Source organism: Pseudomonas sp. FW305-3-2-15-E-TSA4 (assembly GCF_058787295.1).
In genome coordinates this window covers 1-24445 of the sequence record NZ_JBYSZP010000004.1, presented here as the reverse complement: position 1 = coordinate 24445, position 24445 = coordinate 1, and the positions used below count along the sequence as shown (strand labels likewise).

Sequence of the window (24445 nt, the reverse complement as noted above, 5' to 3'; positions counted from 1 at the left end):
GGAGGGCCTGACCCCAACGTAGAGCGGACTTAAGAAATCCCAACGAGCAGAGCAGTTGTCACCGACGAATCACACGTCTGTGTCACTGACCAAGCTTTCTACGTTGGGCGTTTCTTAGGCACCTGCGATAGAGCTTAGTAGTGCTCGTTGCTGGCTTCAATGGGACGCGGCTGTAAGTGCTGTAGGAGATTGAGCGCTGTGACGTAGGCGTAAAAAACGATTACCAATCGTCCATAAAAAAGCCCCGATCAAATCGGGGCTTTTGATTTCTCGACTTTTCGACTCAGGCAGCAATCGTCAAAATCGTGCCAAGCGAGACCATTAGTCCCAGCTCAACGCACCACCAGTTTGGTATTCGATCACTCTCGTCTCAAAGAAATTCTTCTCTTTCTTCAAGTCCATGATCTCGCTCATCCAAGGGAACGGGTTAGTCGTCCCTGGGTACTCTTCCTTCAAACCAATCTGCGACAAACGACGGTTAGCGATGAACTTCAGGTAGTCCTCCATCATCGCCGCGTTCATGCCCAGTACGCCGCGAGGCATGGTGTCGCGGGCGTATTCGATCTCCAGCTGCGTACCCTGCAGGATCATCTGGGTCGCTTCTTCCTTCATTTCGGCGTCCCACAGGTGTGGGTTTTCGATTTTGATCTGGTTGATCACGTCGATGCCGAAGTTCAGGTGCATGGATTCGTCGCGCAGGATGTATTGGAACTGCTCGGCGACGCCGGTCATTTTGTTGCGGCGGCCCATGGAGAGGATCTGGGTGAAGCCGCAGTAGAAGAAGATGCCTTCCAGAACGCAGTAGTAGGCGATCAGGTTGCGCAGCAGTTCTTTGTCGGTGTCCGGGGTGCCGGTTTCGAACTTCGGATCGGAGATCGAGCGGGTGTATTTCAGGCCCCAGGCTGCCTTTTTCGCGACCGATGGAATCTCGTGGTACATGTTGAAGATCTCGCCTTCATCCATGGCCAGCGATTCGATGCAGTACTGGTAGGCGTGGGTGTGGATCGCCTCTTCGAACGCCTGGCGCAGGATGTACTGGCGGCATTCCGGGTTGGTGATCAGGCGGTACACGGCCAGCACCAGGTTGTTGGCAACCAGGGAGTCGGCGGTGGAGAAGAAGCCGAGGTTGCGCATCACGATGCGGCGCTCGTCGTCGGTCAGGCCTTCCGGGTTTTTCCAGAGGGCGATGTCGGCGGTCATGTTGACTTCTTGCGGCATCCAGTGGTTTGCGCAGCCGTCCAGGTACTTCTGCCAGGCCCAGTCGTACTTGAAAGGTACGAGTTGGTTGAGGTCGGCGCGGCAGTTGATCATGCGCTTTTCGTCAACGGCGACACGGGCGGAGGCGCCTTCGAGTTCGGCGAGGCCTTCGGCGACGTCGAGGGAATCCAGTGCAGCCTTGGCGCGGGCCACGGCGGCCGAGTCGTCGGCGGTCACGGCGCGGGCTTCCAGCGCTGCGGCACCGCCGGCGCTGTCGAGGCGGTCCATGTTGGCTTCAGTAGCGTGGCCGGCGTTGGCGCCTTTCACGGTTGCTACTTCACTGTCTTCTTTGTCGAATTCGTCCCAGCTCAGCATGACGTGTCGTCTCCTGCGTGAGGGCCTGTCGCCCCGTGTGAAACCTGATTGGTTGGTTTTTCACACGGTCGTACAGACCGCGTTGGATCTTAAGGAATCGTTTTTTGCGGCAGCCAAGGCAGGCAATAAAACAGAATTTTGTACGGGTTTCCGAGAGCCTCTGACGGGCGCATATCAGCGTTGACGCTGCTGCGGGGCTTCAGAATGGCTTTTGCTCCCTGTAAGGGAATATTGCTGACCCGATTAGGGCGGCATTATAGGGAAAAAAACGCGGGCGTGGGGGAGGGCGAAACACCGCAGGCCGTTCGATTGGCCGGGTGATTTCGATCGGAGCGAGGGTTTACAGGGCTTTCGCTGGGATTGGCCGGCGAGATTTTTTTTTCATTAATTTTTTTGCGAGGCTTTGGTTGCTCAAGAAATGAGCAAAAAACCGGGTTTTTCACTATATCTTGTGTTTTGCAAGCCTTTTGAGCGACTCCAGACACAACTGAGCCCGACCGAAGCCGGGCTGGAATCGACCCTCAAATGAGGCGCTGAGCGGTCTGATTCGGTGCAGTCTCAATCATCAATTGGTGCAGCCGTTGCCCATGACGCTGTAACGCAGGATGTGGCGCTGACCCTTGGAGTCGTCGTACTCCATTTTGGCCGGTACCACTTCGCAGACATTCGGCACTTCGCTCATCGATACAACTTTGGCGATGTCCAGGTGAGTGGAGTAAGTGTATTCCTCGATCACCGGTTGTTGCTGTGCGACATCAGTCGGGACCTCGTCTGCCATGGCGGTTGCGCACAGACTGCTGAGGGCCAGAACCAATAAAGCTTTCATTTCAGATTTACCTTTTTGAGGTCGAGTGGGGTCACGCAACCTTTTTAGGGTTGCGTGTGGAACTTCATCATTTGCAGTTATTACTTGAGAGCTGGATTAACGGCCTTCGTGGGGGCTGTAACGTTGTTAATCGCGTTTGCCTTGTCGGCGAGGTGGATTTTAGGGAGGAGGGGTGGGGGTAAACAGGTGGGGTTTTGATAAACACTTTTCGCGGTTTTGGTAACAATCGGTCGTTAGGGTGGGGAAGAGCGTTTTCTGGCGATGCAATTTGTCTGGGGAACCGAGTTGTCTGGATCGCTTGCAGGCAAGCTCCTACAAGGGGTTTGGGGTGTTTGAGGGTAGTGCGTCGGGCTTGCTGTCTGGGTATCGCCATGTTTTGTAGGGGCTTGTTACTACCATCGTCGAATGGTTCTATGGGCCCGGCCCGGCTACAACGGGGTCATACAAAAACAACTATTCCACCGAGGTAAGAAAGATGAGTGCGGCTTCTCTGTATCCCGTTCGTCCCGAGGTTCTGGCCAATACGCTGACTGACGAGGCGACCTACAAAGCCATGTACCAGCAGTCGGTCGTCAACCCTGACGGTTTCTGGCGCGAGCAAGCCAAGCGCCTCGACTGGATCAAGCCTTTCACCACGGTGAAGCAGACTTCCTTCGACGATCACCATGTCGACATCAAATGGTTCGCCGACGGCACCCTGAACGTTTCCTACAACTGCCTCGACCGTCATCTGGCCGAGCGCGGCGACCAAGTCGCAATCATCTGGGAAGGCGACGATCCTTCCGAAAGCCGTAACATCACCTATCGCGAACTGCACGAACAAGTGTGCAAACTGGCCAACGCCCTGCGTGGTCAGGACGTACACCGCGGCGATGTGGTGACTATCTATATGCCGATGATCCCCGAAGCCGTGGTCGCCATGCTGGCCTGCACGCGGATCGGCGCGATTCATTCGGTGGTGTTCGGTGGTTTCTCGCCGGAAGCGCTGGCGGGGCGGATCATCGACTGCCGCTCGAAAGTGGTGATCACTGCTGACGAAGGCATCCGTGCCGGCAAGAAGATCTCGCTGAAAGCCAACGTCGACGACGCGCTGACCAACCCGGAAACCAGCAGCATCCAGAAAGTCATCGTGTGCAAGCGCACCGGTGGCGACATCAAGTGGAACCAGCATCGCGACATCTGGTACGAAGACCTGATGAAAGTGGCGGGCACTGTCTGCGCGCCAAAAGAAATGGGCGCCGAAGAAGCGCTGTTCATCCTTTATACCTCCGGCTCGACCGGCAAGCCGAAGGGCGTGCAGCACACCACCGGCGGTTATCTGCTGTACGCGGCGATGACCCACGAGCGTGTGTTCGACTACCGTCCGGGCGAAATCTACTGGTGCACCGCCGACGTCGGCTGGGTCACCGGCCACAGCTACATCGTCTACGGCCCGCTGGCCAATGGCGCGACCACGCTGCTGTTCGAAGGCGTGCCGAACTACCCGGACATCACCCGGGTGGCGAAGATCGTCGACAAGCACAAGGTCAACATCCTCTACACAGCGCCGACCGCGATCCGCGCGATGATGGCGTCCGGCACCGCTGCTGTTGAGGGCGCGGATGGCAGCAGCCTGCGTCTGCTCGGTTCGGTCGGCGAGCCGATCAACCCGGAAGCCTGGGACTGGTACTACAAGAATGTCGGCAAGTCGCGTTGCCCGATTGTCGATACCTGGTGGCAGACCGAAACCGGCGGCAACATGATGAGCCCGCTGCCGGGGGCGCATGCACTGAAGCCGGGGTCGGCGGCACGTCCATTCTTCGGTGTGGTGCCGGCGCTGGTCGACAACCTCGGCAACATTATCGAAGGCGAGGCCGAGGGCAATCTGGTGATTCTCGATTCGTGGCCGGGTCAGGCGCGCACGCTGTATGGCGATCACGACCGCTTCGTCGACACCTATTTCAAGACCTTCCGTGGCATGTACTTCACCGGTGACGGTGCGCGGCGTGATGCCGATGGTTATTACTGGATCACCGGGCGTGTCGACGACGTGCTCAACGTCTCCGGCCACCGCATGGGCACCGCCGAGATCGAAAGCGCGATGGTCGCCCACCCGAAAGTCGCCGAAGCGGCGGTGGTTGGTGTGCCGCACGACATCAAGGGGCAGGGCATTTATGTCTACGTCACCTTGAAGAATGGCGAAGAGCCGAGCGAGCAACTGCGTCTGGAGCTAAAGAACTGGGTGCGCAAAGAGATCGGCCCGATCGCTTCGCCGGACGTGATCCAGTGGGCGCCGGGGCTGCCGAAGACCCGTTCGGGCAAGATCATGCGGCGGATTCTGCGCAAGATTGCTACGGCTGAGTACGATGGGTTGGGGGATATCTCGACCCTGGCGGATCCGGGTGTGGTGCAGCATTTGATTGATACGCACAAGACGATGAATGTGGCTTAAGTAGAACGTCTGAAAAGAACAAAGCCCCGTCCGGTGTATGCCGGGTGGGGCTTTTTTGTATCTGGAGTTTTTGGGGTGGCAGGGCTGGCCCCTTCGCGAGCAAGCCCGCTCCCACAGGTTGAGGTGTGTTCTGTCTGGAGGAATGCAGTCCAGCCGGGGCTATTTTGTCTGGTGGGTTTGTGGTGGGGCCTCTTCGCGAGCAGGCTCGCTCCCACAGGTTGATCGCGGTCCGTCTGAAAGAATGCAGGGCCACTGTGGGAGCGGGCTTGCTCGCGAAGGCAATCTCTCAGACGCCGCAGTAATCCCCTGTCAGAAACCCAAACCCACCCAACCAATAATTATCGATTTCCTGTGCAAGCCATTTCCCGCTGTTACCCATGCCTACCCGAGTAACCAAATGTGTAACCGCCCGCCCCGCCGCGGGGCGAAGGGAAACGCAATGCCCCGTTTTAGAGCCTCAAAACCCCCGGTGAAAAATAAGACACAACGCTGCGCTTGCCGGATTAGAAGGGTTTGCGAATAATAGGCCCGCAATTTGCAGCATAGATCGGTTCACTGTCTTTCGCTCTTGCATGAATTTGCAAGGCTGTCAATGCGCTCAAGCGGGTTTCTCTGTGCATCTGTAATTAGTTGTCGCATTGAAGAAATATCGGCTTCGGGCCTGTCGTTAGAATGCCGATCACTCGCTCATCGTGGCTGACGTTGAAACCCCTGGAGGTTTCACCGGGAAATTTCCCACCGATGCTGCACCGCTTTCCCGATTCACCCATTCGCATATTGGGCTGTCGCTCACTCTGCCGTTTTTGCCCTTTACCGATGGAGTCCCAAGATGAAGAAACTTGTGCTGCTTGGCGCCCTGGCACTGTCCGTGCTGTCGCTGAATTCCTTCGCTGATGAAAAACCTCTGAAGATCGGTATCGAAGCGGCTTACCCTCCGTTCGCTTCCAAAGCGCCGGATGGCAGCATCGTTGGTTTCGACTACGACATCGGCAATGCCCTGTGTGAAGAAATGAAGGTCAAGTGCCAGTGGGTCGAGCAAGAGTTCGACGGTCTGATCCCGGCACTGAAAGTACGCAAGATCGACGCGATCCTGTCGTCGATGTCGATCACCGAAGACCGCAAGAAGTCCGTGGACTTCACCAACAAGTACTACAACACCCCGGCCCGTCTGGTCATGAAGCAAGGCACCGTTGTCAGCGACAACCTGTCTGAGCTCAAGGGTAAAAACATCGGTGTACAACGTGGTTCGATTCACGAGCGTTTCGCCCGCGAAGTCCTGGCCCCGCTGGGTGCCGAGATCAAGCCATACGGTTCGCAGAACGAAATCTACCTCGACGTGGCCGCCGGTCGCCTCGACGGTACTGTGGCTGACGCCACTCTGCTGCAAGACGGCTTCCTGAACACTGATTCCGGCAAAGGCTTCGCCTTCGTTGGCCCGCAGTTCACCGACGTCAAATACTTCGGCGACGGCGTAGGCATTGCTGTGCGCAAGGGTGACGCGCTGAAAGATAAGATCAACGCTGCCATCGCGGCCATCCGTGAAAACGGTAAATACAAAGCTATCCAGGACAAGTACTTCGCCTTCGATATCTACGGCAAGTAACACGTCTCTGCGACAAGTCAGAAATGGCGCAAGCAACAGGATCTCTGCGGTTTGCGCCATTTTTTCATCCCAACTTTCGAGGACCTGAATCATGTTGAAAGGCTACGGGGCTGTCATCCTCGATGGCGCATGGCTGACGCTTCAGCTCGCCTTGTCGTCCATGGCCCTGGCCATCGTTCTCGGGCTGATCGGGGTCGCATTGCGCCTGTCGCCGATTCGCTGGCTGGCGTGGCTGGGCGATCTGTATTCCACGGTGATCCGCGGGATTCCCGACCTGGTGCTGATCCTGCTGATCTTCTACGGCGGTCAGGACCTGCTCAACCGCGTCGCGCCGATGCTCGGCTATGACGACTACATCGACCTGAACCCGCTGGCCGCCGGTATCGGCACCCTCGGTTTCATCTTCGGTGCGTACCTTTCGGAAACCTTCCGTGGCGCGTTCATGGCGATCCCAAAAGGCCAGGCCGAAGCGGGCATGGCCTACGGCATGAGTAGTTTTCAGGTGTTCTTCCGGGTGATGGTGCCGCAGATGATTCGCCTGGCGATTCCTGGCTTCACCAACAACTGGCTGGTGCTGACCAAGGCGACCGCGCTGATTTCGGTGGTCGGTCTGCAAGACATGATGTTCAAGGCCAAGCAGGCGGCAGATGCCACCCGCGAGCCTTTCACCTTCTTCCTCGCAGTGGCGGCGATGTACCTGGTGATCACCAGTGTCTCGTTGCTGGCGCTGCGTCACCTTGAGAAGCGCTACTCGGTAGGCGTAAGGGCGGCTGATCTATGATCTTCGACTACAACGTCATTTGGGAGGCCATGCCGCTGTACCTCGGCGGCCTGCTGACCACCCTCAAACTGCTCGCGCTGTCGCTGTTGTTCGGTCTGTTGGCGGCACTGTCGCTGGGCCTGATGCGCGTCTCCAAGAACCCGATCGTCAACGGCGCAGCGTGGCTCTACACCTACGTGATCCGCGGCACGCCGATGCTGGTGCAGCTGTTTTTGATCTACTACGGTCTGGCCCAGTTCGAAGCAGTACGTGAAAGCTTCATGTGGCCGTGGCTGTCCAGCGCAACGTTCTGTGCGTGCCTGGCGTTCGCGATCAACACCAGCGCCTACACCGCCGAGATCATCGCCGGCAGCCTCAAGGCCACGCCGAACGGCGAGATCGAAGCCGCCAAGGCCATGGGCATGTCGCGCTTCAAACTGTACAAGCGCATCCTGTTGCCATCGGCCCTGCGCCGGGCGCTGCCGCAGTACAGCAACGAAGTGATCATGATGCTGCAGACCACCAGTCTGGCGTCCATCGTGACCCTGATCGACATCACCGGCGCGGCCCGTACCGTCAACGCGCAGTACTACCTGCCGTTCGAGGCGTACATCACCGCCGGCGTGTTCTACCTGTGCCTGACCTTCATTCTGGTGAAGCTGTTCAAGCTGGCCGAGCGCCGCTGGTTGAGCTACCTGGCCCCGCGGAAGCACTGATATGGAACGCATCGACCACGTATTGCCGTGGAGCCATCTGGGCAGCGAGCGCAAGATTTCGGTGTTCCGGTTTGGGAGCGGCGAGCGCAAGGCTTACATCCAGGCCAGCCTGCACGCTGACGAACTGCCGGGCATGCGCACCGCCTGGGAGCTGAAAAAGCGCCTCGGCGAACTCGAAGCCCAAGGCCTGCTCAACGGCGTGATCGAGCTGGTGCCGGTCGCCAACCCGGTGGGCCTCGGCCAGTTGCTGCAAGGCAATCATCAGGGGCGTTTCGAGGCGGGCAGCGGCAAGAATTTCAACCGCGATTTCGTCGAGCTGAGCGCACCGGTTGCGGCGGCATTGGGTGACAGCCTCGGTGACGATCCGCACGCCAATATTCGCCTGATCCGTCAGGCCATGGCGGATCATCTGGCGGCGTTGCCCGAGGCGAATAGCCAGTTGCAAGGCATGCAGCGCATTTTGCTCAGCCACGCCTGCACTGCCGATGTGGTGCTCGACTTGCACTGCGACGCTGAAGCCGCGCTGCACATGTATGCACTGCCGCAGCACTGGCCGCAGTGGCGTTCGCTGGCCGCACATCTGAATGTGAAGGTCGGTTTGCTCGCGGAAGATTCCGGCGGCAGCTCCTTCGATGAAGCATGCTCGTTGCCGTGGTTGCGACTGTCGCGGCAGTTCCCGGACGCGCAGATCCCTCTGGCGTGCCTGGCGACCACCGTCGAGCTGGGCGGTCAGGCCAATACCGACCGCGCGGATGCGGTGGCGTGGGCCGAAGGCATTCTGGCATTCCTCGCCGAGCAAGGCCTGATCACGGGCGAGTGGCCGAAGCCGGCCAGCGAGCCGTGCGAAGGCATGCCGTTCGAAGGCACTGAATTACTGTTGGCGCCGCACCCCGGTGTGGTGAGTTTTCTGCGTAAACCCGGCGAGTGGGTTGACGCCGGGGATGAGATTTTCGAAGTGATCGACCCTGTGTCCGATCGGGTCAGCACGGTGTGTGCTGGTACGTCCGGGGTGCTGTTTGCCATTGAACGGCTGCGCTATGCCCAACCCGGTTTCTGGCTGGCCAAGGTGGCGGGGCGCGAAGCGCTGCGTCACGGGCGCTTGCTCAACGACTGACTGACTGTTTTTGTGAGAACCGACCGCATGTACAAACTTGAAGTCCAAGACCTGCATAAACGCTATGGCAGTCACGAAGTGCTCAAGGGCGTGTCCCTGAAGGCGGCAGCCGGCGATGTGATCAGCATCATCGGCTCCAGTGGCTCCGGCAAAAGTACTTTCCTGCGCTGCATCAACCTGCTTGAGCAGCCGCACGCGGGCAAGATCCTGCTCAACAACGAAGAGTTGAAACTGGTAGCGAACAAGGACGGCGCGCTGAAAGCCGCTGATCCGAAACAGCTGCAGCGCATGCGTTCGCGCCTGTCGATGGTGTTCCAGCATTTCAACCTGTGGTCGCACATGACTGCGCTGGAAAACATCATGGAAGCGCCGGTCCACGTGCTGGGCGTGTCCAAGGCTGAAGCGCGCGAGAAAGCCGAGCACTACCTGAACAAGGTTGGCGTGGCCCATCGTAAAGATGCGTTCCCGGGGCACATGTCCGGTGGCGAGCAGCAGCGTGTGGCGATTGCCCGTGCGCTGGCGATGGAACCGGAAGTGATGCTGTTCGACGAACCGACTTCGGCGCTCGACCCGGAACTGGTCGGTGACGTGCTGAAAGTCATGCAGGCCCTCGCTCAGGAAGGCCGCACCATGGTCGTGGTCACGCACGAAATGGGCTTCGCCCGTGAAGTGTCGAACCAGTTGGTGTTCCTGCACAAAGGAGTTGTGGAAGAGAGCGGCAACCCGCGCGAAGTGCTGGTCAATCCGCAATCCGAGCGCTTGCAACAATTCCTGTCGGGTAGCTTGAAGTAATCAGAACTGCCGATATGCACCGGAATAGTGCATGCTTCGCAGCCTGAAGGCTGGCTACAATCCCTGTGGGAGCTGGCTTGCCAGCGATAGCGGTGGGCCAGTTGGCATTTCTGGTACAGATTCACCGCCATCGCTGGCAAGCCAGCTCCCACAGTGGATCGGTGCAGGTTTCGAGATTTGCGTTCATTTACGGGCTAGCATTGGCCCATGCCTTCATCACCGTTCTTCGTTTCGGATTGCCCGCCCATGACTGCCCATCGAATTGGTTTCCTGATTTGGCCCAGCACTAAAGCTTTGACGCTGGCGCTGGCGGAGGAGGCCTTGCGTGTTGCTCAGCGGGTGCATCCGGAGGTGGTTTACGAACTGTCGTTCCTCCAGGCCGAAACCGTGACAGACGTTGCGGCCGAGGGGGCGTGGCAACTGCCGGGCGAGGCGTGGACCGGCAAGCTGGAAAACTTCCAGAAACTCTTTTTGCTCGCCGACGAGCCGCCGACCACGCTGGCCCCGGCCCTCAGCAGCGCACTCAAGCAACTGGTGCGGGCCGGTTGCGTGATCGGTGGTCTGTCGGCCGGTGTCTATCCGTTGGCGCAGCTCGGTCTGCTCGACGGTTATCGAGCGGCTGTGCACTGGCGCTGGCAGGACGATTTCGCCGAGCGCTTCCCGAAAGTCATCGCCACCAGTCACCTGTTCGACTGGGATCGTGATCGCCTGACCGCGTGTGGCGGCATGTCGGTACTCGACCTGCTGCTGGCGGTGCTGGCCCGTGATCATGGGGCAGAACTGGCCGGTGCGGTGTCCGAAGAACTGGTGGTCGAGCGCATCCGCGAGGGCGGTGAACGCCAGCGCATTCCACTGCAGAACCGCCTCGGTTCCAGCCATCCGAAGCTCACCCAGGCGGTGTTGCTGATGGAGGCCAACATCGAAGAGCCGCTGACCACCGACGAAATCGCCCAGCATGTGTGCGTGTCCCGTCGGCAACTGGAGCGGATCTTCAAGCAATACCTCAACCGCGTGCCGAGCCAGTACTACCTGGAACTGCGCCTGAACAAGGCCCGGCAGATGTTGATGCAAACCAGCAAGTCGATCATCCAGATCGGCCTGTCTTGCGGTTTCTCCTCCGGGCCGCATTTCTCCAGCGCCTACCGCAACTTCTTTGGCGCCACGCCGCGCGAAGATCGCAACCAGCGGCGCAGCAGCAGTCCGTTCGAACTGTCGTCAGTGCCGCCGGAGCGCGGTTGACGCACCCCGGCAGAACCCGCTGAGCGTCACTCATCGACCCCCGAATCTTCAGACGTGGACACCTCCATTTCCGCCCGTTCGATGACGGCTTCCACGCCAAAATCGATGCGGTGCTTTTTGAAGTAGGCGATCAACCGTTGCACGCTGAGCTCAGAGAGCGGATTGCTCCGCAGGCTGAATTTGTCCGCACGCTCTTCTGGCAACTCCAGGATATCGCTGGGAACCTGGGTGATTGCGTTGTCGCTCAGGTCGGCGATTTCCAGGTGTTCGAGTTGCAGCAGGCCCGGTGGCAGGCTGGTGATGCCGCTGTTGTCCAGCATCAGCGTTTGCAGATTAGTCATCTGGCTGACATCCGGCGTCTCGCCCAACGGGTTGTCACTCAAGTCCAGGTGATCGAGGCGCTCCATTTGCGCAAGCTCAAGGGCGTTTTGCGGCGTGAGCGTCAACTCGCAGTGTGAAAGCGACAAATAGGTCAGCTCAGCCATGCGAAACACCGCCGGCGGAATGTGTTCAAGCCGATATTGATAAATCGTCAGTCCTCTGAGGCTGGCGAACGTCTCGACAAACCTGTCGATTCCAAACGTCTGACCCGGCAGGCTTCTGAGGTACAGATGGGTGACATGGCTGAAATCGGCATTGAGTACGGGCAAGTCGCCGCGGATGATCGTCGCCAGGTTCAAGTCATGCAGTGGCTGGAGGTTCTGATCCGGTTCGTCTTGCTCGGTTTCCCGGCGCCAGCACTGCTCAATGAGCGATTTGAATTCGTGACGTGCGGCGTGCTCGTTCAGCACTTGCTCAATCGTGAAGGGCTCGCCACTGATCGGGTGCAGGGCCGGGTGGTCGTTCGCCCAGTTGGCGAGGTTGCCACTCAAGTCGCTGTATTCACGCTCAAGCCGTGCAAGTTCGATTCGACCCTCGGCCAGGGTGCCGGGTAGCAGATAGAAAAATTCACTGGCCTGTTCCAGATCCATGTGTGTGTACAGCGCCTGTACGCGCAGCAGATCAGCCTGTTCGGCCATTACGCCGAAGTCTTGGCGGGTGTCGTTGAAGTGGCGTTTGATGCGCTCCCGGTCTGCGCTGGCAATCGGATTGCCGCTCAGATCGAAGCCTTCCGGAACGTTGTTGGGCAGCTCGAAAAGGGCGGGAGACAATGACCGGATCTGGTTGTCGTTGAGCAGCGCAGTGCGCAATAGCGGGCGCGTGAGCAGGCCGGGTGGCAGTTCGGAAATGCCGGTCTCCGACACATCGATGTAATTGAGTCGGGGCATTTTTTCGACGTTGGGGGTGAGTCCGAGCGGGTTCCTGAACAGGTCCAGGGTTCTCAGCTGAGTCAACGCCGCCAGTGTGGTTTGGCTCTCGGCTGTCAGGGTGATGCTGCAGTCACTGAGAATCAGCTCGCGCAGTTGCGGTGACCGGCTGATCGACTCCGGCAGGCTGCCCAGCTGGAAATTGCGCAGCGCCAGACGACGCAAGCCGGAGAAGCAGTTCAGAAAGCCGTGTATACCCTGAGTGCTGCCGACCCCTTCGATGGTCAGGTAGTCCACGTGACTGAAGTTCACCTCAAGTTGTGGCAGCTCTCCGATGATTGACTGTGACAGACGCAGATCGATGGTCTGCTCGGTGTTCTCCGACAAGGAAACCTGCTGTTTCCAGCAGTCCAGGATGTCGACCCGCATCTGCCGTCGGCGATGACGCTGGATCGCGTATTGCTCGGTGGTGAGGCGGGCACCGGACTGCGGATGAACGAGGGGAATCCCCTCAGTCCACGGACTCAGCACCGCGTCGAGGCGGTTGCGTTCAGTGATCAAGCGGCTCAGCTCCGCTCGCGGGCCGTTCGGATGGCGTTGCAGGCGCTCGACGAATGCATTGAGTTCCTCGGGCAGCAAGTGCGGCAGCAGCCAGTGGGCATGGGCGTGCAGCGTCGGCGTATTGGTAGGCATGCGCCGATAGCCACTGGTACCGCCACGCAGGCGCATCACGGTGGGGTCGTAAGCGGGTTTGCGAATCGGATTTTGCGACAACAGGTTCAGCAACGCTTGACGGTCGAGCGCGTGGTCACGAATCAGCTGCTTGAGCGGCAGGTCTTGCGTGATGTGGATGTTCAGCGCCGAACGTTCTGCGTCGGGCAGGGCATGCAGCAGACTTGAATACAGTGACCCCGGCGCGCTGAGCGACTCGCCGGTAGCGTCGAACGGCTGATAGTCGCCCTGTTCGGTCAGTACCAGTACCTTGCGAATGAGCGCGTCCTGCGCGCCGAGGCTGTCGATCAGTTGCCCGCTATGGCTGTAGTGCCTGAGCTCCATTCGTATCGACGGCGACCAGCCCGGCAGCCGAGGCAAGGAATGTAGGGCCAGCCGATCCGTATCCAGATTATTGACTGTCGCTTGCAGCTCAAGCCCCTCAAAGGCTCGGGTTACGCGCACTTGCAGACCCGTTTCCTGGGTCAAAGCGGCCAGTCTTTCGGAGAGTGTTCCGCGCTGTAATTGCAGGTATTCGGCATCACTTGCCGTTTCCAGTATCGATTGCGCCAACGGCTTCGGCAGGCCGGGTTCGGCATCCATCAGTACCTGTACCAGCGGGCTGGCGCCGCGCTGTAACTGACGATATCGATCCTCGAACAGGCTTTGGCGTTTGCGCTGTGCCAGCTCGGCGACGCTGCGCCGCAGGCTAGTTGCGCGGGCGTCGGCGGAGGGTGCGGGCGTATGCAGGGCTTCGCTCAATAGCCGCCTTCGTTGCGATTCTGTCAGGCGTTGCAGACAGGTCTTGAGCAGGTCGCCATCGTCCAGTCGTGAGCCCTCGATTTGTATGAAGGGCACATCGGCGACGGGGCTGCGCCACAGGGTTCTGCCTTGACGGTCGATCAGTTGCAGGCCTCGGTCGGCAGGCCAGTCGCCGTTGTCGAAAAGCAGTTGCAGTTGGGTGGCCGGGTCGGCCTTTAGGTAATCCTCGGCATTCGAGCTGCCAATCTGCTCGATGAACAATTGAATGTCCTGATCGATCTGCCAGCGCTGCAGCGTGTCACTGAGTAAGGGTGGCAATTGATCGCGCTCGACGTGCATCTGGCGCAGGGTGTGTTCCTCGCAGCCACTGATATTCAGCAGGCGCTCCCGCAGAACAGCGGGAAGGCGCTGCATCTGCGTACTGCTGCGGCTCAGCACGGTGGCGCGATCCCAAGCCAGTGGCTGGTCAATTTCGGTTTGCCAGGCGCCTGCGGTGTTGTGCCTGAGTGCGGGTTTGTAAGCCTCGGGGCGCGTCGGATGGTCGATGCGATGGGCGCCCGTTTCGGGGTCAAGGCTGACGGCATACAACTTGTCTTCCAGGGCCAGCAGGCTCTTGCCCTGGTGGGTTTGCAGGCCCAGTGCATCGGTTCTGGCGTCTTTGGACAGCGTGGCGGGCCACTCGTAAGGGCGCAGGTCGGGTTTCCAGTAGCGGGTCTTGCCATTGGCCGTTTTCACCGGAATGAAGCGGTCGATGAACTGGACGACATTGGCAGGCAACAGCGCGCGAAACTCGCTGACGGCGATAGCGCCGCCGGCGGCGAAGGTGCCGACCTGCACCATGGACTCCACGACGCCGATCAAATGCGCGAACGCTTCGCGGGGTTGTCCTTCGGCCCAGTCGACGATGCTTTCGAACGTCTCGTCGAGCAGTTGGCAGGCCGTGTAGGCAAGCATCAGCTCGCCGAGAAATGGCACGAATGGCAAGGCGACGAACGCGACGAGGTTGAGCAACGACTGTGCGATGTCCGTGAAGGAATCCCAGAGTGCCCAGCGCGCCTTGCGATCGACCATGGCCGTCGAGACGGCGATGACGCGGGCATCGTTGAGCATCTTGTCGAGCTTGCGCTGGTAGAGGTAAACCCACAGCTCACCCCGGATCGGGGTCGCGACGATCTGCATAAAAGGCCGCACGGTTGGATGCTCGCGCCAGGTGGGGCGTGGATCGCCGACCGGTACGGGTTGCCAGGTGACGGGGCTGAGCATGGCCCGCAACTGGCCGAAGAAAGCGCCGCGATCGGCATGGTCGATGAAACGGCTGAAGAACACCTGATAGTCCGGATCGCGCAGGCGTTGCGCCAGCTCCTCAGCGAAGGCAGCGGAACTGGCGTATTCCTTGACCGGGTGTTGCGGGTCATCGGGAATGTAAACCACGACTCGCGCTGCTGCGTTTGCAGCTTCAAGATTCGGCGCGAACAGCACGATGCCGGTCAGGCTGACTTTCATCATTGTCAGCGCATGGCAATGCCACGCCTGACGATTGAGGCGCAGATGCTGCAAGCCATCGAGCAGCCCGAGGATCAGGCGATGGACATCGGCCCCCAGCAGCTTTTGCATGTAGGCCATTTGCAGGGCGGCGACCAGTGCGGCTTTGTCACTCGTGCAAACCTGCGGTTGCAGCACGGCTGCGACCAACGGATTGCTGATGCCTAGATTGTCTTGCAGATAAGTGTTGTAGCGGCGGCCGATATCCAGTTCACGACACAGGCGGGTGAAGGCAGCTGTCGGCATCGCTTTGAGGATGTTCGGCAACAGGCTGAACTGACCGTCAGGTGAGGGCTGACTGACATAACCCGAGGCGGACTCAAAGGCGTCAGCGCTGGTCTCGCTGCTTTCAAAATTGTGCAGCGCGGCGTCCAGCAGCGAGACAGTCCAGGTGCGTGCGGCGCCGGATTTGATGCGCAGCCACGGAACATGGTCGGGCAGATACAGGCGCAGGAAGGTCTGTCTGACATCCAGTTTGAGGCCAAAACGGTTTTCTATCTCGGCGCGCAGCAGCGGTTCGGCGAACGCTTTGGCATCCTGCAGCCGGGCAAGGCTTCGTTCGACGCGGTTGTGTGCGGTCCAGTGCGCGGCATTCAGCGCGCGCAGTTTTGCATGCTCGGTGCGTGATGCCTGTTTGAGGTTGGCGGGCAGCAGCGGACTGGCCCGTTTCAATGCCGTGCGCTTGTGTGCCGCAGCCTGAATCAGCCATGTCGGGATAGCCTGGAGCAGCGGTTGATAGTGTGCGTCCTGCCGGGGTAGCAGCAGTGGGTCGGGCAGTGTCGCGGGGGCGGGTGTGGTTTCTTGAATCATGGGGTGAGGCCGTTTGCCTGGAGAAAGGTCCCTAGCAAACACCGGCCGTTGATTCGATGTGCGGTACATATATACCGCACGCCACAAAACTCTCTTGATTAAGATCCCCGGTACGTCTGCGCAAATGGCGGCGTGCAGTTTAAACTGCGCCTTTGCGACGCTATATGTCGCATTGCCGTAAACCCGGGAAAATCCGGGGTTTGCGCTATAAGAAGTTGTCGCTTGGCGGCAAGGCCGGGCTGAAAACTGTCCTTACAATCCCCCCATCGCTCGCCAGTTTCAGGCGGGTGTTCCTCTTCAGGAGACTCCGATGTCCGTTGAGCACGCTGCGGTACAACGCGCCGATTTCGACCAGGTAATGGTTCCCAACTACGCGCCTGCCGCTTTCATTCCGGTGCGTGGCGCCGGTTCCCGCGTCTGGGACCAGAGCGGTCGCGAGCTGATCGACTTCGCCGGCGGGATTGCCGTAAACGTATTGGGCCACGCGCATCCGGCGCTGGTCGGTGCCTTGACCGAGCAAGCGAACAAGCTGTGGCACGTGTCTAACGTGTTCACCAATGAGCCGGCCCTGCGCCTGGCGCACAAGCTGATCGACGCCACGTTCGCCGAGCGCGTGTTCTTCTGCAACTCGGGCGCCGAAGCCAACGAGGCCGCGTTCAAGCTGGCCCGTCGCGTGGCGTTCGACCGTTTCGGCAGCGAGAAGTACGAGATCATCGCCGCGCTCAACAGCTTCCACGGTCGTACCCTGTTCACCGTCAACGTCGGTGGCCAGTCGAAGTACTCCGACGGTTTCGGTCCGAAAATCACCGGCATCACCCACGTTCCTTACAACGATCTGGCCGCGCTGAAAGCGGCGGTGTCCGACAAGACCTGTGCGGTCGTGCTCGAACCGATCCAGGGCGAGGGCGGTGTACTGCCGGCCGAACTGGCTTACCTGCAAGGTGCCCGCGAACTGTGCGACGCGAACAACGCGCTGCTGGTGTTCGACGAAGTGCAGACCGGCATGGGCCGTACCGGCCACCTGTTCGCCTATCAGCATTACGGCGTGACCCCGGACATCCTGACCAGCGCCAAGAGCCTGGGCGGTGGTTTCCCGATCGCCGCGATGCTGACCACCGAAGCGCTGGCCAAGCATCTGGTCGTCGGCACCCACGGCACTACATATGGTGGCAACCCGCTGGCGTGCGCCGTCGCCGAAGCGGTGATCGACGTGATCAACACCCCTGAGGTGCTGAGCGGTGTCAACGCCAAGCACGACAAATTCAAGACCCGCCTGCAGCAGATCGGCGAGAAGTACGGCCTGTTCACTCAGGTGCGTGGCCTCGGTCTGTTGATCGGTTGTGTGCTGAGCGACGCCTGGAAAGGCAAGGCCAAGGACATCTTCAACGCCGCTGAAAAAGAAGGCCTGATGATTCTGCAGGCTGGCCCGGACGTGATTCGTTTCGCCCCGAGCCTGGTGGTGGAAGACGCCGATATCGACGCCGGCCTCGACCGCTTCGAACGCGCCGCCGCAGCACTGACGCAAGCCTGATAGACCCTTCGACGCCCGAGCGTTTCAGGTGTCGAACCCAATTTTTGATACCGGACAGATTTAACTGTCGGAGTCAGCCTTAGTGGTGAGGGGATTTATCCCCGATGGGCTGCGCAGCAGCCCCAAGCTTTTTGAGGGCCGCTACGCGCCCCATCGGGGATAAATCCCCTCACCACAAAAGCTCGCTCCCACAGTATCCGGTGTTTTTTTCAGTAAATTTTTATAAGAGAAAGGAGTGACACCATGCTGGTGATGCGCCCTGCGCAAATGGCTGATCTGGGCGAGGTACAGCGTCTGGCTGCGGACAGTCCGATTGGTGTCACTTCCTTGCCGGATGACGTGGAACGTCTGAGCGACAAGATCGCCGCGAGCGAAGCCTCGTTCGCTGCCGAAGTGAGTTTCAACGGGGAGGAGAGCTACTTTTTCGTCCTCGAAGACTCCGCCACCGGCAAACTGGTCGGCTGCTCGGCCATCGTTGCCTCGGCCGGTTACTCCGAGCCGTTCTACAGCTTCCGCAACGAGACCTTCGTCCACGCCTCCCGCGAGCTGAAAATCCACAACAAGATCCACGTGCTTTCGCAATGCCACGACCTGACCGGCAACAGCTTGCTGACCAGTTTCTACGTGCAGCGTGAGCTGGTCGGTTCGCCGTGGGCCGAGCTCAACTCCCGTGGCCGCCTGCTGTTCGTCGCCAGCCACCCGGAGCGTTTCGCCGATTCGGTGGTGACCGAGATCGTCGGTTACAGCGACGAGAACGGCGATTCGCCATTCTGGGACGCAATCGGGCGCAACTTCTTCGACCTCAACTACGCCGAGGCCGAACGCCTGTGTGGCCTGAAGAGCCGCACGTTCCTCGCCGAACTGATGCCGCATTACCCGATCTACGTGCCGCTGCTGCCGGATTCCGCTCAAGAAGCGATGGGCCAGGTGCACCCGCGTGCGCAGATCACCTTCGACATCCTGATGCGCGAAGGCTTCGAGACCGATCACTACATCGACATTTTCGACGGTGGCCCGACCCTGCATGCGCGTGTTTCGGGGATCCGTTCGATCGCCCAGAGCCGTGTAGTGCCGGTGAAGATCGGCGAGCCGGTCAAAGGTGCCGGACGCCAGTATCTGGTGGCCAACGCGCAGTTGCAGGATTACCGCGCGGTGCTGCTGGAACTCGATTACGCGCCGGGCAAACCGGTGACCCTGGATCTGGAAGCAGCCGAAGCCCTGGGCGTCGGTGAAGGTGCCAGCGTGCGCCTGGTGGCGGTTTAACGCCTTAGCGAGTTTCACGGGTGGCGAAGGCGGCCCGTTTGAGGAGATAGCATGATTGTTCGTCCCGTACGCAGCAGCGATTTATCCGCGCTGATCGACCTGGCCCGCAGCACCGGCACCGGCCTGACCACTTTGCCGGCCAACGAAGAGCGCCTGACCCATCGGGTCGGCTGGGCCGAGAAGACCTTCCGCGGCGAAGCCGGCCGTGGCGACGCGGACTACCTGTTCGTGCTCGAAGACGACAACGGTCGCGTGGTGGGGATTTCCGCCATCGCCGGCGCGGTCGGTCTGCGCGAGCCGTGGTACAACTTCCGCGTCGGCCTGACCGTCAGCGCCTCGCAAGAGCTGAACATCTATCGCGAGATCCCGACGCTGTTCCTCGCCAACGACCTCACCGGCAACTCCGAGCTGTGCTCGCTGTTCCTGCATGCCGATTACCGCACCGGTCTGAACGGCCGCATGCTGTCCAAGGCGCGCATGCTGTTCATCGCCGAGTTCCCTGAGCTGTTCGGCAACAAGATCATCGCCGAGATGCGCGGCGTCTCCGACGAAGCCGGTCGTTCGCCGTTCTGGGAAAGCCTGGGTCGGCACTTCTTCAAGATGGAATTCAGCCAGGCCGATTACCTGACCGGTGTTGGCAACAAGGCGTTCATTGCCGAACTGATGCCGAAATTCCCGCTGTACACCTGCTTCCTGTCGCCGGATGCGCGCAACGTCATCGGTCAAGTACACCCCGACACTGAACCGGCACTGGCGATGCTCAAGAGCGAAGGTTTCAGCTATCAGGGCTACGTCGACATCTTCGACGCCGGCCCGGCCATCGAGTGTGAAACCAGCAAGATCCGCGCAGTCCGCGACAGCGAAGCACTGGTGCTGGCGATTGGTACGCCGGGCGATGATGCTACGCCGTTCATCATCCATAACCGCAAGCGCGAAGACTGCCGCATCACGGCTGCGCCGGCCCGCCTGGCTGCCGGCACGCTGGTGGTCGATCCGCTGACCGCCAAACGTCTTCAACTCAACGCCGGCGATCAAGTGCGCGCCGTGGCGTTGTCTGCTGCTCGGGAGTCGAAATAATGAATTCGCTATACATCGCAGGTGAATGGCTGGCCGGTCAGGGCGAAGCATTCCAGTCGCTGAATCCGGTGACCCAGCAAGTGCTGTGGTCGGGGGAAGGTGCGACTGCCGCTCAGGTCGAGTCGGCCGTGCAGGCTGCGCGTCAGGCCTTTCCGGGATGGGCGCGGCGTTCGCTGGACGAGCGCATCAGCGTGCTCGAAGCCTTCGCCGCCACCCTGAAAAACCACAGCGACGAACTGGCCCGCACCATCGGTGAGGAAACCGGCAAACCGTTGTGGGAAGCCGCGACCGAAGTCACCAGCATGGTCAACAAGATCGCGATCTCGGTGCAGAGCTACCGCGAACGTACCGGCGAGAAGAGCGGCCCGCTGGGCGACGCCACCGCCGTACTGCGCCACAAGCCACATGGTGTCGTGGCGGTATTCGGCCCTTACAACTTCCCGGGTCATTTGCCGAACGGGCACATCGTGCCGGCACTGCTGGCCGGTAACAGTGTGCTGTTCAAGCCAAGCGAGCTGACGCCGAAAGTCGCCGAGCTGACGGTCAAGTGCTGGATCGAAGCCGGTCTTCCGGCCGGCGTGTTGAACCTGCTGCAAGGTGCTCGCGAAACCGGTATCGCGCTGGCGGCGAACCCGGGCATCGACGGTCTGTTCTTCACCGGTTCGAGCCGCACCGGCAATCACCTGCACCAGCAGTTCGCCGGGCGTCCGGACAAGATTCTTGCTTTGGAAATGGGTGGCAACAACCCGCTGGTGGTCGATCAGGTGGCTGATCTGGACGCGGCGGTGTACACGATCATTCAGTCGGCGTTCATCTCCGCCGGTCAGCGCTGCACGTGTGCGCGCCGGTTGCTGGTGCCGCAAGGCGCATGGGGCGACAGCCTGCTCAAGCGTCTGGTGGAAGTCAGCGCAACGATTGAAGTCGGTGCGTTCGATCAACAGCCGGCGCCATTCATGGGCTCGGTGATTTCCCTTGGCGCGGCGAAAGCGCTGATGGATGCCCAGCAACACCTGCTGGCCAATGGCGCGGTGTCGCTGCTGGCGATGACTCAGCCCCAAGCGCAATCGGCGTTGCTGACCCCGGGCATTCTGGATGTGACAGCCGTGGCCGAGCGCCCGGACGAAGAATTGTTCGGCCCGTTGCTGCAAGTGATTCGCTACGCCGATTTCGCTGCGGCGATCAGCGAGGCCAATGACACCGCTTATGGCCTGGCGGCTGGTTTGCTGTCGGATTCCGAAGATCGTTATCAGCAGTTCTGGCTGGAAAGCCGCGCCGGTATCGTCAACTGGAACAAACAGCTGACCGGTGCGGCGAGCAGCGCGCCGTTCGGCGGCGTCGGGGCTTCGGGCAACCATCGCGCCAGCGCCTACTACGCGGCAGACTACTGCGCGTACCCGGTGGCCTCGCTGGAAACCCCAAATCTGGTGTTGCCTGCGGCCCTGACGCCTGGCGTGAAAATGGCGTAACGGCCATCGCGAGCAGGCTCACTCCTACAGGATTTGTGTCGTACACAACATGTGTGTTCCCCACCAAACCTGTAGGAGTGAGCCTGCTCGCGATAGCCGCGACGCGGTCTGACTGAATTGTTACTTGAAGCCTATAACAACAGATTCTCGTGGAGCCTCGCTGATGAAATCCTATGAAGTCAATTTTGACGGTCTAGTGGGGCCGACCCATAACTACGGTGGTCTGTCCTACGGCAACGTCGCGTCCCAGAGCAACAGCCAGCAATCCTCGAATCCGAAGGAAGCGGCGCTGCAAGGTCTGGCGAAAATGAAAGCGCTGATGGAGATGGGCTTTCAGCAAGGCGTGCTGGCGCCGCAGGAGCGTCCGGACGTGGCCGCGTTGCGCCGTCTGGGTTTCAGCGGCAGCGACGCGCAAGTGATCGAGCGTGCAGCGAAGGAAGCCATGCCGTTGCTGGTCGCCAGTTGCTCGGCATCGAGCATGTGGGTGGCCAACGCTGCCACTGTCAGCCCGAGTGCCGACACCGCTGACGGTCGCGTGCATTTCACCGCCGCCAACCTCAATTGCAAATACCACCGCAGCATCGAACACCCGACCACCAGCCGCGTGCTCGGCGCGATGTTCGCCGATCAGCAGCACTTCGCCCATCACGCCGCGTTGCCGGCGGTGGCGCAGTTCGGTGACGAAGGCGCGGCCAACCACACGCGTTTCTGCCGTGAGTACGGCGAGGCCGGTGTCGAGTTCTTCGTGTTCGGTCGCAGCGCGTTCGACACCCGTTACCCGGCGCCGCAGAAGTACCCGGCGCGCCAGACTCTGGAAGCGTCGCAAGCGGTAGCGCGTCTGCACGGTCTGCGTGACGAGGGCGTGGTTTACGCGCAGCAGAACCCGGCGGTGATCGACCAGGGCGTATTCCACAACGACGTGATCGCGGTGGGTAACGGCGAGGTGCTGTTCTATCACGAGGACGCGTTCCTCGACACCGAGCAGATGCTGGCCGAGTTGCAGGGCAAGCTGGCCAAGGTCGGCGGCAAGTTCCAGTCGGTCTGCGTGCCGCGTTCGGCGGTCACCGTGGACGATGCGGTGCGCTCCTACCTGTTCAACAGCCAGCTGCTGTCGCGTCCGGATGGCTCGATGCTGCTGATCGTGCCGGAAGAGTGCCGTGGCAACGAGCGCGTGTGGAACTACCTGCAAGGTCTGACCAGCTCCGGCGGGCTAATCCGCGAAGTCAAAGTCTTCGACCTCAAGCAAAGCATGCAGAACGGCGGTGGCCCGGCGTGCCTGCGACTGCGCGTCGCGCTCAACGAAACCGAGCTGGCGGCCGTCAACCCAGGGGTTATCATGACGGCCCCGTTGTACGGTTCGTTGACCGCATGGGTTGAAAAGCACTACCGCGACCGCCTGAGCGAAACCGATCTGGCGGACCCGCAGTTGCTGCTTGAATGCCGGACGGCACTGGATGAACTGACGCAAATCCTTAAACTGGGCGCGGTTTATCCATTCCAGATCAATTGATGGCCGGCGCGTTGCCTGAACGCGGCGCGCGGCTTGTCTCCCCAAGAGAGTAAAAACATGAGCGATTCCCTGCAGCTGATCCTTGAAGACACCGACGGCACGCAACTGCAAACCTCGTGCACCCGCGTCGCGGTCATGTGGCAAGGCAAAGAGCTGTGGATCCAGCAGGACGGCCGTGGCCAACTGCTGATCGGCGTGGACGTTGAAGAAGGTGACGAAGAGTACGCCAACCTGCTGCTGCGCCCATTGGCGACTAATCTGGTAAGTCTGCAACTGGAAATGGAACCGGCTGAAGTCGGCGACGAAGACCACGTGCACGGCCCGGATTGCAACCACGATCACTAAGGAAACCGCTCTATGCTCGCCCTCGGCAAACTGCTTGAACTGACCCTCGCCGGCCGCGAACCGGCGGAGAAGACTCAACTGACTGTCGAAGGCGTGCGCATGCGCTGGTTGAGCGAGGGTGCGCTGGAAGTCCGGCCACCCGAAGCGCGCGACAATGGCCTGGACCTGCTGCTGTCGGCAGGCATCCACGGCAATGAAACAGCGCCGATCGAGTTGCTCGATCGGCTGCTGCATGACATCGCTCGCGGCGATCTGAAGCCGCGTGCACGCATTCTGTTCCTGTTCGGCAACCCGGAAGCGATTCGCAAGGGCGAGCGCTTCGTCGAGCAGGACGTCAACCGGCTGTTCAACGGCCGTCATGAACAAACCAGCGGTTCCGAAGCCATTCGCGCCTGCGAGCTGGAACGCCTGGCGGCGAGTTTCTTCAGCCTGCCGGACCGTCAGCGTCTGCACTACGACCTGCACACCGCGATTCGTGGTTCGAAGATCGAGCAGTTCGCCCTGTATCCGTGGAAAGAAGGTCGCCAGCATTCGCGCCGCGAACTGGCGCGTCTGCGCGCCGCCGGGATGGAAGCGGTGCTGCTGCAGAACAAGCCGTCGATCGTGTTCAGTTCCTACACCTACGACAAGCTCGGTGCCGAGGCTTTCACCCTGGAACTGGGCAAGGCGCGGCCGTTCGGGCAGAACGAAGGGGTGGATGTTTCACGTCTGGAAACCCGTCTGAAGCAGATCATCGAAGGCAATGAGCCGGATCTGGCTGCGGAAGGACTGGATGGTTTGCAGCTGTTCAGCGTCGCCCGGGAAATCATCAAGCACAGCGATGCATTCCGCCTGAACCTGCCGGCGGACATCGAGAACTTTTCTGAATTGGATGTGGGTTATGTGCTGGCCGAAGATCTGGCCAATACACGTTGGGTCATCGAGGAAGAGGGCGCGCGGATCATCTTCCCGAATCCCAAGGTCAAGAACGGCTTGCGTGCGGGCATCCTGATCGTGCCGGCCACTGACGAACATCTCGCCTGACGCAATTAGGCAACTGACGCAAATCCCCTGTGGGAGCGAGCCTGAACTGGCCTAATGATTTTGGACACCTCAATCGGGCGCTATGATGGCGCCCAAATCTGAGGT

17 protein-coding genes are annotated in these 24445 nt (G+C 60.3%); 14 read left to right on the top strand and 3 right to left on the bottom strand.

What is annotated here, in order from left to right:
* Positions 1-321: 321 nt before the first annotated feature.
* Together AC3WMV_RS06280 and AC3WMV_RS06275 are read right to left on the bottom strand one after the other, a co-directional pair.
* The gene (locus AC3WMV_RS06280; RefSeq protein ID WP_003227292.1) at positions 322-1572 is read right to left on the bottom strand and encodes a ribonucleotide-diphosphate reductase subunit beta; all 1251 of its coding nucleotides are present in this window, start codon (positions 1570-1572) and stop codon (positions 322-324) included.
* Between the two features lie 565 nt (positions 1573-2137).
* Entirely contained in the window at positions 2138-2398 is a 261-nt protein-coding gene (locus tag AC3WMV_RS06275; RefSeq protein ID WP_027612631.1) for a DUF2790 domain-containing protein, read from the bottom strand.
* A 475-nt stretch (positions 2399-2873) separates the two neighbouring features.
* Between AC3WMV_RS06275 and acs the strand changes: the two genes are divergently transcribed.
* The 7 genes from acs to argR all read left to right on the top strand — a co-directional run bounded on the left by acs (position 2874) and on the right by argR (position 11053).
* Positions 2874-4829, top strand: coding sequence for an acetate--CoA ligase (gene acs, locus AC3WMV_RS06270; protein ID WP_096795023.1), 1956 nt, complete (start codon positions 2874-2876; stop codon positions 4827-4829).
* Positions 4830-5658: 829 nt separating this feature from the next.
* A complete protein-coding gene (locus AC3WMV_RS06265) occupies positions 5659-6432 on the top strand; it encodes an ABC transporter substrate-binding protein (protein WP_027612633.1) in 774 nt (257 codons plus the stop codon).
* A 91-nt stretch (positions 6433-6523) separates the two neighbouring features.
* On the top strand, positions 6524-7213 hold the full coding sequence (locus AC3WMV_RS06260; protein ID WP_003227287.1) for an ABC transporter permease: 690 nt from the start codon (positions 6524-6526) through the stop codon (positions 7211-7213).
* Positions 7210-7908: an ABC transporter permease gene (locus tag AC3WMV_RS06255; protein ID WP_103368962.1), complete on the top strand. Its 699-nt coding sequence runs from the start codon at positions 7210-7212 to the stop codon at positions 7906-7908. Before AC3WMV_RS06260 ends, AC3WMV_RS06255 begins: the two co-directional genes overlap by 4 nt.
* Position 7909: 1 nt before the next feature.
* On the top strand, positions 7910-9022 hold the full coding sequence (locus AC3WMV_RS06250; RefSeq protein WP_103368963.1) for a M14 family metallopeptidase: 1113 nt from the start codon (positions 7910-7912) through the stop codon (positions 9020-9022).
* A gap of 27 nt (positions 9023-9049) precedes the next feature.
* A complete protein-coding gene (locus AC3WMV_RS06245; protein ID WP_003227281.1) occupies positions 9050-9814 on the top strand; it encodes an ABC transporter ATP-binding protein in 765 nt (254 codons plus the stop codon).
* 246 nt (positions 9815-10060) lie between these two features.
* On the top strand, positions 10061-11053 hold the full coding sequence (gene argR, locus AC3WMV_RS06240) for a transcriptional regulator ArgR (protein WP_027612635.1): 993 nt from the start codon (positions 10061-10063) through the stop codon (positions 11051-11053).
* A gap of 26 nt (positions 11054-11079) precedes the next feature.
* Here argR and AC3WMV_RS06235 read toward each other — a convergent pair whose 3' ends face one another.
* Complete coding sequence (locus tag AC3WMV_RS06235) at positions 11080-16125, bottom strand: dermonecrotic toxin domain-containing protein (RefSeq protein ID WP_103368964.1); 5046 nt, start codon at positions 16123-16125, stop codon at positions 11080-11082.
* Positions 16126-16435: 310 nt separating this feature from the next.
* Here AC3WMV_RS06235 and AC3WMV_RS06230 point away from each other — a divergent pair, with 310 nt between their 5' ends.
* The 7 genes from AC3WMV_RS06230 (at position 16436) to astE (ending at position 24340) form a co-directional block, all read left to right on the top strand.
* Positions 16436-17656 (top strand): aspartate aminotransferase family protein, encoded by a 1221-nt coding sequence (locus tag AC3WMV_RS06230; RefSeq protein ID WP_027612637.1) that lies wholly within the window; start codon positions 16436-16438, stop codon positions 17654-17656.
* Positions 17657-17899: 243 nt separating this feature from the next.
* Complete coding sequence (gene aruF / locus AC3WMV_RS06225) at positions 17900-18919, top strand: arginine/ornithine succinyltransferase subunit alpha (RefSeq protein WP_059404897.1); 1020 nt, start codon at positions 17900-17902, stop codon at positions 18917-18919.
* 51 nt (positions 18920-18970) lie between these two features.
* Entirely contained in the window at positions 18971-19996 is a 1026-nt protein-coding gene (gene astA, locus AC3WMV_RS06220) for an arginine N-succinyltransferase (protein ID WP_027612638.1), read from the top strand.
* On the top strand, positions 19993-21462 hold the full coding sequence (gene astD / locus AC3WMV_RS06215) for a succinylglutamate-semialdehyde dehydrogenase (protein ID WP_178085261.1): 1470 nt from the start codon (positions 19993-19995) through the stop codon (positions 21460-21462). Before astA ends, astD begins: the two co-directional genes overlap by 4 nt.
* Positions 21463-21625: 163 nt before the next feature.
* On the top strand, positions 21626-22972 hold the full coding sequence (gene astB / locus AC3WMV_RS06210) for an N-succinylarginine dihydrolase (RefSeq protein WP_103368966.1): 1347 nt from the start codon (positions 21626-21628) through the stop codon (positions 22970-22972).
* Positions 22973-23029: 57 nt separating this feature from the next.
* A complete protein-coding gene (locus AC3WMV_RS06205) occupies positions 23030-23317 on the top strand; it encodes a hypothetical protein (RefSeq protein ID WP_007963090.1) in 288 nt (95 codons plus the stop codon).
* A 12-nt stretch (positions 23318-23329) separates the two neighbouring features.
* Entirely contained in the window at positions 23330-24340 is a 1011-nt protein-coding gene (gene astE, locus AC3WMV_RS06200) for a succinylglutamate desuccinylase (protein ID WP_027612642.1), read from the top strand.
* Positions 24341-24445 lie beyond the last annotated feature (105 nt).

Excerpts from the sequence above, each read along its gene's own strand:
- AC3WMV_RS06230 (WP_027612637.1), top strand. The coding sequence starts at position 16,436 with ATGTCCGTTGAGCACGCTGCGGTACAACGCGCCGATTTCGACCAGGTA.
- AC3WMV_RS06255 (WP_103368962.1), top strand. The coding sequence starts at position 7,210 with ATGATCTTCGACTACAACGTCATTTGGGAGGCCATGCCGCTGTACCTC.
- astB (WP_103368966.1), top strand. The coding sequence starts at position 21,626 with ATGAAATCCTATGAAGTCAATTTTGACGGTCTAGTGGGGCCGACCCAT.
- AC3WMV_RS06250 (WP_103368963.1), top strand. The coding sequence starts at position 7,910 with ATGGAACGCATCGACCACGTATTGCCGTGGAGCCATCTGGGCAGCGAG.
- astA (WP_027612638.1), top strand. The coding sequence starts at position 18,971 with ATGATTGTTCGTCCCGTACGCAGCAGCGATTTATCCGCGCTGATCGAC.
- aruF (WP_059404897.1), top strand. The coding sequence starts at position 17,900 with ATGCTGGTGATGCGCCCTGCGCAAATGGCTGATCTGGGCGAGGTACAG.
- AC3WMV_RS06245 (WP_003227281.1), top strand. The coding sequence starts at position 9,050 with ATGTACAAACTTGAAGTCCAAGACCTGCATAAACGCTATGGCAGTCAC.
- AC3WMV_RS06205 (WP_007963090.1), top strand. The coding sequence starts at position 23,030 with ATGAGCGATTCCCTGCAGCTGATCCTTGAAGACACCGACGGCACGCAA.
- argR (WP_027612635.1), top strand. The coding sequence starts at position 10,061 with ATGACTGCCCATCGAATTGGTTTCCTGATTTGGCCCAGCACTAAAGCT.
- AC3WMV_RS06260 (WP_003227287.1), top strand. The coding sequence starts at position 6,524 with ATGTTGAAAGGCTACGGGGCTGTCATCCTCGATGGCGCATGGCTGACG.
- AC3WMV_RS06280 (WP_003227292.1), bottom strand. The coding sequence starts at position 1,572 with ATGCTGAGCTGGGACGAATTCGACAAAGAAGACAGTGAAGTAGCAACC.
- AC3WMV_RS06235 (WP_103368964.1), bottom strand. The coding sequence starts at position 16,125 with ATGATTCAAGAAACCACACCCGCCCCCGCGACACTGCCCGACCCACTG.
- AC3WMV_RS06265 (WP_027612633.1), top strand. The coding sequence starts at position 5,659 with ATGAAGAAACTTGTGCTGCTTGGCGCCCTGGCACTGTCCGTGCTGTCG.
- astE (WP_027612642.1), top strand. The coding sequence starts at position 23,330 with ATGCTCGCCCTCGGCAAACTGCTTGAACTGACCCTCGCCGGCCGCGAA.
- AC3WMV_RS06275 (WP_027612631.1), bottom strand. The coding sequence starts at position 2,398 with ATGAAAGCTTTATTGGTTCTGGCCCTCAGCAGTCTGTGCGCAACCGCC.
- acs (WP_096795023.1), top strand. The coding sequence starts at position 2,874 with ATGAGTGCGGCTTCTCTGTATCCCGTTCGTCCCGAGGTTCTGGCCAAT.